This window comes from Flavobacterium sp. (genome assembly GCF_044368625.1).
In the GTDB taxonomy this organism is placed as follows: Bacteria; Bacteroidota; Bacteroidia; order Flavobacteriales; family Flavobacteriaceae; genus Flavobacterium.
The window spans coordinates 1-6,526 of record NZ_JBIPPD010000185.1; the positions used below are offsets into that span (position 1 = coordinate 1).

The 6,526-nt window shown below is 37.7% G+C and carries 5 protein-coding genes; all 5 read right to left on the reverse strand.

Translation table 11 applies throughout. The features are described 5' to 3' along the window. Positions 1–79 precede the first annotated feature (79 nt). Complete coding sequence (locus ACIQ2X_RS12435) at positions 80–1,387, reverse strand: FtsW/RodA/SpoVE family cell cycle protein (protein ID WP_396179240.1); 1,308 nt, start codon at positions 1,385–1,387, stop codon at positions 80–82. A 16-nt stretch (positions 1,388–1,403) separates the two neighbouring features. After that, entirely contained in the window at positions 1,404–2,738 is a 1,335-nt protein-coding gene (gene murD, locus ACIQ2X_RS12440; protein WP_396179241.1) for a UDP-N-acetylmuramoyl-L-alanine--D-glutamate ligase, read from the reverse strand. Further along, positions 2,739–3,977, reverse strand: coding sequence for a phospho-N-acetylmuramoyl-pentapeptide-transferase (gene mraY, locus ACIQ2X_RS12445; protein ID WP_396179242.1), 1,239 nt, complete (start codon positions 3,975–3,977; stop codon positions 2,739–2,741). A 6-nt stretch (positions 3,978–3,983) separates the two neighbouring features. Then, on the reverse strand, positions 3,984–5,444 hold the full coding sequence (locus ACIQ2X_RS12450) for a UDP-N-acetylmuramoyl-L-alanyl-D-glutamate--2,6-diaminopimelate ligase (protein ID WP_396179243.1): 1,461 nt from the start codon (positions 5,442–5,444) through the stop codon (positions 3,984–3,986). Continuing rightward, positions 5,444–6,526, reverse strand: a 1,083-nt coding sequence (locus ACIQ2X_RS12455) for a penicillin-binding transpeptidase domain-containing protein (protein WP_396179244.1), incomplete at its 5' end; no start/stop codon positions are given. The genes ACIQ2X_RS12450 and ACIQ2X_RS12455, both read right to left, overlap by 1 nt.

Consider the following 6,526-nt stretch of genomic DNA (forward strand, 5'->3'; position numbering starts at 1 on the left):
TATTTTGACCTTTAAAATTATCCATAATTCAGTATTTAAAGGAACTAATATACGGAATTTAACTTAATAACTCAATAAATTATTTAAACTTTACCGCATCCATCGGATTGCCTACTTCTTCAACTTCTATTGTATAATCTTCATTTCCCGCTTTGGGGGTTAGGGGGATTTCATCTTCTGCCAATTGCTTGTCGATTAATTTTTGCAAAGCAATTTCGCGTTGTTCTTTTTCTTTTAATTCTTGAACGATTTCGTTTTCTTTTTTGGTCACACTCAATATAATTCCGATAGCAATACTGGTCATCCAAATGGAACTTCCACCACTACTAACGAGAGGTAATGTTTGTCCCGTTACCGGCAATAACTCTACTGCAACGCCCATATTTATGAGGGCTTGAAATATGATTGGAAATCCAAGTCCTACTACCAATAATTTGCCAAACATAGAGTTCGCACTGTGTGCTGCAACAATAAAACGAAAAAACAGCAACATGTATAATAGCAAAACACCCAAACCTCCAATAAGTCCGTACTCTTCCACAATTATTGCAAATATAAAATCAGAAGAAGACTGAGGCAAAAAGTTTTTTTGAACACTTTTGCCAGGACCCAAGCCATAAATTCCGCCCGAGGCAATGGCAATTTTGGCTTTTTCAATTTGGTAATCGTCTTCGTCAGGTTTATCGCTAGTAAAATTTTCAATTCGGCTCATCCACGTATCTACACGATTTGGAAAAGCGTCTGGAAAAGCTTTGACAACCAAAACAAAGAATGTAAGCATTGCCAAACCCAACAAAATAACAAAACCAATGTATCTCAACGGATATTTACCGATGAAAACCAACAAGATTACCATTGCAAAAAGCAAGGCTGCTGTTGAAAAATTCGCAGGCAAAATCAATATTAGCGTGATACCTACGGGTGTCCACAATTCCCACATTGACTTTTTAAAAGTAATAGGTGTATCGCGGGTTTTGCTTAAATATCGGGCAACATAAATCATCAAAACAATGGAGGCTACCGTCGAACTTTGAAAAGTAATTCCTACAAAAGGCACTTGAATCCACCGGCTTGCATTTGCTCCTTCAATAACCGTTCCTTTAAACATTGTATAGGCCAAAAGCAGCCAAACAAGTGGCAAAAGAATTTTAGAAATTGCCCTAAAATAATGGTAGGGCATTTTGTGCAAACGGTAAATCATAAAGAATCCAACACCAATGTGAACCGCGTGTTTGACCAAATAACTTAACGTGTTTCCCGAACCATTATTCATGAACGCCAAATTACTACTTGCGCTAAAAACCGGCATAAAAGAAAACAGGGCAAGTAAGGCCACGAATGACCAAATCCCTTTATCTCCTTTTAAATTGTTGATTAACGCCTTCATAATTCTTTATTTATTACTACAAATTTTGTACAGCTTGCTTAAACTGACGGCCTCTATCTTCGTAATTTTCAAACAAATCGAAACTCGCACAAGCGGGCGATAATAAAACTGTATCGCCTTTTTCGGCAATATGTTGGGCAGTTCGAACTGCATCTGTCATTGAGGAAACTTCCACCATCATGTCCACAATGGAACCGAAAGCATCGATTATTTTTTTATTGTCAACCCCTAAACAAATAATGGCTTTTACCTTTTCATTCACCAATGCCATCAATTCGCTATAATCATTTCCTTTATCCACACCACCTACAATCCAAACCGTTGGACTGGTCACGCTGTCTAAAGCAAAAAACGTAGCATTAACATTTGTAGCTTTAGAATCATTGATATATTGTACATTCTGAATTTTCAATACTTTTTCCAAGCGGTGCTCCACACCTTGAAAATTAGCCAAACTCTCCCGAATAGTCTGCTTTCTGATTTTCATCAATTGTGCTACAGATGCAGCTGCCATTGCGTTTTTCATATTGTGCTTGCCTTCGAGCGCTAAATGTGTTGTATCCATTGTAAATTCGTTATCGCTTGTGTTTATTTTCATTGTATTGTCTTGAATTGTTGTTCCAATTTCATAGGATTTAGTTAGAGAAAAAGGAATTTTTTGTGCTTTAATTGTATTGTTTACAAACCATTTTTCGATCATTTCATCATCCCCATCGTAAATAAAATAATCCGTTTCACTCTGATTTTGCGTAATTCGGAATTTCGAATTGATGTAATTTTCGTATTTATATTCGTACCGATCCAAATGATCCGGACTCAAATTGGTCAAAATAGCAATGTGCGGGATAAACGTAAAACAGCCGTCGAGTTGAAAACTACTTAATTCCAAAACATACACGTCAAAATTATTTTCGGCTACTTGCCAAGCAAAACTTTTACCGATGTTTCCGCCTAAACCTACATTCAAACCTGCCGATTTTAGCAAATGATAGGTCAACATTGTTGTAGTAGTCTTTCCGTTACTTCCTGTAATTCCAATTAAGGTAGCATCGGTATATTTTGCTGCAAACTCTATTTCAGAAATCACGGAGATTTTCTTCTTTAAAAGCTTTTGAACAATTGCTGATTTATCAGGAATTCCCGGACTTTTCATCACTACATCTGCATCCAAAACCAGATCTTCAGTATGCTTATTGTCTTCCCATTTGATTCCATTAATTGTAAGAACTTCCTTGTAATTTTCTTTTATACTTCCAAAATCGGATACAAAAACATCGTAGCCCATTTTCTTTCCTAAAATTGCTGTACCAACACCACTTTCACCACCGCCCAAAACCACTAATCTTTTCATCTATCGGAGTTTTAGAGTTACAATAGCTAAAATGGCCAATAGAATTCCAACAATCCAAAAACGGGTTACAATCTTACTCTCGTGATAGCCTTTTTTTTGATAATGATGGTGTAAAGGCGACATTAAAAAAATTCTTCGGCCTTCACCAAAACGCTTTTTGGTGTATTTAAAATAACTGACTTGAAGGACAACTGAGAAATTTTCGACCAAGAAAATACCGCACAAAAGTGGAATAAGCATTTCCTTGCGAACCGCTATTGCTAAAACAGCAATAATTCCGCCAATGGTTAAACTTCCTGTATCGCCCATAAAAACGGCAGCTGGATACGAATTGTACCACAAAAAACCAATTAAAGCACCCACAAATGCGGCAATAAATACGGTCATTTCTCCCGAATCGGGTATGTACATAATGTTTAAGTAATTTGATAAAATAATATTTCCCGAAACGAACGCAAATAGTCCCAATGCCGCAACCGAAATCGCAGACGTTCCGGCAGCTAAACCGTCGATTCCGTCGGTTAAATTGGCCCCATTTGAAACTGCAGTGATGATGAAAATTACGATAGGAATAAATATCAACCAAGTCCAATCGCGGTAGTTATCGCCTGTCCATGCTAATAACTCGGCATAGTCAAATTCGTTATTTTTGAAAAATGGAATGGTAGTTAGTGTTGACTTTTCTTCCAAATCTACGGGAGTTATTGCCGAAGCACTTTGCTCGGTAGAATAAGCGGAAACACTTTTAGAATTCGCATCGTCACGAACCGTAACCCCCGGATGAAAATACAGAACTGAACCAACAATTATACCTAATCCAACTTGACCCACTACCTTGAAAATCCCTTTTAAGCCTTGTTTGTCTTTTTTGAAAATTTTGATATAGTCATCTACAAAACCGATGGTGCCCATCCACAACGTGGTTACAATCAGTAAAACAATGTAAATATTATCCAACTTAGTTAGCAAAACAACTGGAATTAGCGTTGCCATAATGATAATCAAACCACCCATTGTTGGTGTTCCTGCTTTTTCATTTTGACCTGCCAAACCAAGTTCACGTACGGTTTCGCCCACTTGCTGGTTGCGCAAAAAATTAATGACTCGCTTTCCAAAAACCGTAGAAATCAGTAACGATAGCAATACCGCTAAAGCCGAACGAAAGGTAATGTATTGAAAAACGCCCGTACCTGGGACGTCTAAGGTTTTGTCTAAATATTCAAATAAATAGTATAGCATATCGTTCTATTTTTGTAGCATTATCAAAAATTCCTTCACTATTTTCATATCATCAAAATCATGTCGAACGCCTTGAATTTCTTGATACGTTTCGTGACCTTTTCCAGCGATAAGAATAATATCTTGACTTGAAGCCAACTGACACGCCGTTTTGATGGCTTGTTTACGATCCAAAATGGACATTGATTTTTTATAATTATGAGGCTCTACACCCCTTTCCATTTCTTGAATAATCGTTTCCGGATTTTCGGTTCGGGGATTATCGGAGGTTAAGATTACTTTGTCACTCAGTTGTGTTGCAATTTGTGCCATTACAGGACGTTTTGTTTTATCCCGATTGCCTCCACAGCCTACCACGGTTATCAATTGTTCGTTTTTTGTGCGAATGTCGTTGATGGTTTTCAGTACATTTTCTAACGCATCCGGTGTATGGGCATAATCCACTATTGCGGTAATTTTACTATCCGATACAATAAATTGAAACCTCCCTGAAACACTTTTTAACTCCGACATCAATCGCAAGGCTTCCAAAGATTCCATGCCCAATTCGACAGCGGCTCCATAAATAGCAGCCAAATTATAGGCGTTAAATGTTCCAATCAATCGCGTCCAAAGTTCATCACCATTTATTTTAAGCAACAAACCAGAAATTTGATTTTCTAAGATTAAAGCTTTGTAATCGGCATGTGTTTTTAAAGCATAAGTGCGCTTTCGAGCAACTGTATTTTGCAACATTACCGAGCCATTTTTGTCGTCCAAATTGGTTAACGCAAAAGCACTTTTAGACAATCCATCAAAAAATGCTTTTTTTACATCACGGTATTCGTTGAAAGTGGGGTGGTAATCCAAATGATCGTGGGACAAATTGGTAAAAATTCCGCCTTCAAAAGTTAATCCCTCGGTACGTTTTTGATGAATTCCATGCGAACTCACTTCCATAAAACAAAATTCAACTCCCGCCTCATTCATTTTTTTCAAATAGAAATTGATGGTCAAAGAATCCGGCGTGGTATGAGTTGCTTTAAACTCGGTTTCGTCTACCAAAATTTTAACCGTCGAAAGCAATCCTACTTTGTATCCTGCATTTTTAAATAATTGGTACAACAAAGAGGCAACCGTGGTTTTGCCGTTGGTACCCGTGACGCCAACTAATTTTAAATTTCTAGAAGGATTTTCGTAAAAATTAGCCGCCATAAACGCCAATGCCGAATGGGTGTTTTTCGTCTCAATATAGGTAATTCCTGTAATGAGATTTTCTGGTAATTTTTCGCAAACTATTGCAATTGCACCTTGATTGATGGCTTTTTCGATAAACTTATGCCCATCCGAAAGAGTTCCACAAATGGCAACAAAAACATCGCCGTGACACACATTTCGGGAATCAAACTCGATTTTTGCCACAGCCAAATCCGTGGTTCCACGAACCGATTCGATAGCTACTTTATATATTAGTTCTTTTAAAAGCATTATGATAATTCTAAGGTGATGAGCGTATTTTTCTGAATTGTATTTCCAGGAAGTACACTTTGATTTTTCACTTTTCCAATACCCACTATTTTTACACGCAAACCGAGATTTTCAAGCAATGCCACGGCATCCATACCTGCCATTCCTTTTACATTTGGAATACTTTTTAGCTCTCGCTGTATCTTGGTATAGTATGCATCGTAATTGGCTTCTTGTTTTACGTTTTTCTTTTTCAAGTTTTTCACCTCATTCATTGTAGGCGAATCAGTAAATATTTTTTGAGCAATTCGTTTAAAAACAGGACCTGCCACGTCTGCTCCATAAATTCCTTTTTCCTTACTTGGTTTGTGAATAATTACGATGCACGAATATTTAGGATTGTCGGCTGGAAAATAACCTGCGAAAGACGAGGCATAATACATCCCGCTTTCGGCACCTTTTCCTTTTCCGTAATTCACTTGAGCCGTACCCGTTTTTCCTGCCATCGAAAATTCTTTGGAAAACAACTTTTTACCCGTTCCGTTTTTTACGGTGTTTTCCAGTACTGCTTTCACTTGAGCAAGTGTTTCCGCAGAACAAATTCGGGGGTTGATGATTTCTTTATCGAATTTTTTAATCGTCTTGTTCCAATTTTTTATTTCTTTGACAAAAATGGGTTTCACCATTTCGCCATTGTTGGCAACTGCATTGTACAACGTCAACATTTGTAAGGGAGTAACCGAAACACCGTAACCGTAAGCCATCCACGGTAAAGCAATTCCAGACCAACCCGATCCGTTGACTTGTGGGATTTTAGGAATCCCTTCTCCTTCAATTGGCAAACCCAAAGGTTTATTCAATCCATAACTGTTAATTCGATCCACAAACTGCGATGGATTATTTTTATACGCCTTTTGAACCGCTTGCGCCATAACCGTATTGGAAGAAACTTCGAAACCACGAGCCAAACTTATTCTCCCGTAACCCTCTTTATTGGAATCCCGAACTTTGCGTTTGTAATATTCAATTACACCGCCGTTGGTATCGTATATCGAACTGGTATCGGCTTTTTTATCGTCCAATAATGCAATTAAATCCAATAA

Coding starts and splice junctions, on each gene's coding strand:
- ACIQ2X_RS12435 (WP_396179240.1), bottom strand. CDS start 1,387: ATGAAGGCGTTAATCAACAATTTAAAAGGAGATAAAGGGATTTGGTCA.
- murD (WP_396179241.1), bottom strand. CDS start 2,738: ATGAAAAGATTAGTGGTTTTGGGCGGTGGTGAAAGTGGTGTTGGTACA.
- mraY (WP_396179242.1), bottom strand. CDS start 3,977: ATGCTATACTATTTATTTGAATATTTAGACAAAACCTTAGACGTCCCA.
- ACIQ2X_RS12450 (WP_396179243.1), bottom strand. CDS start 5,444: ATGCTTTTAAAAGAACTAATATATAAAGTAGCTATCGAATCGGTTCGT.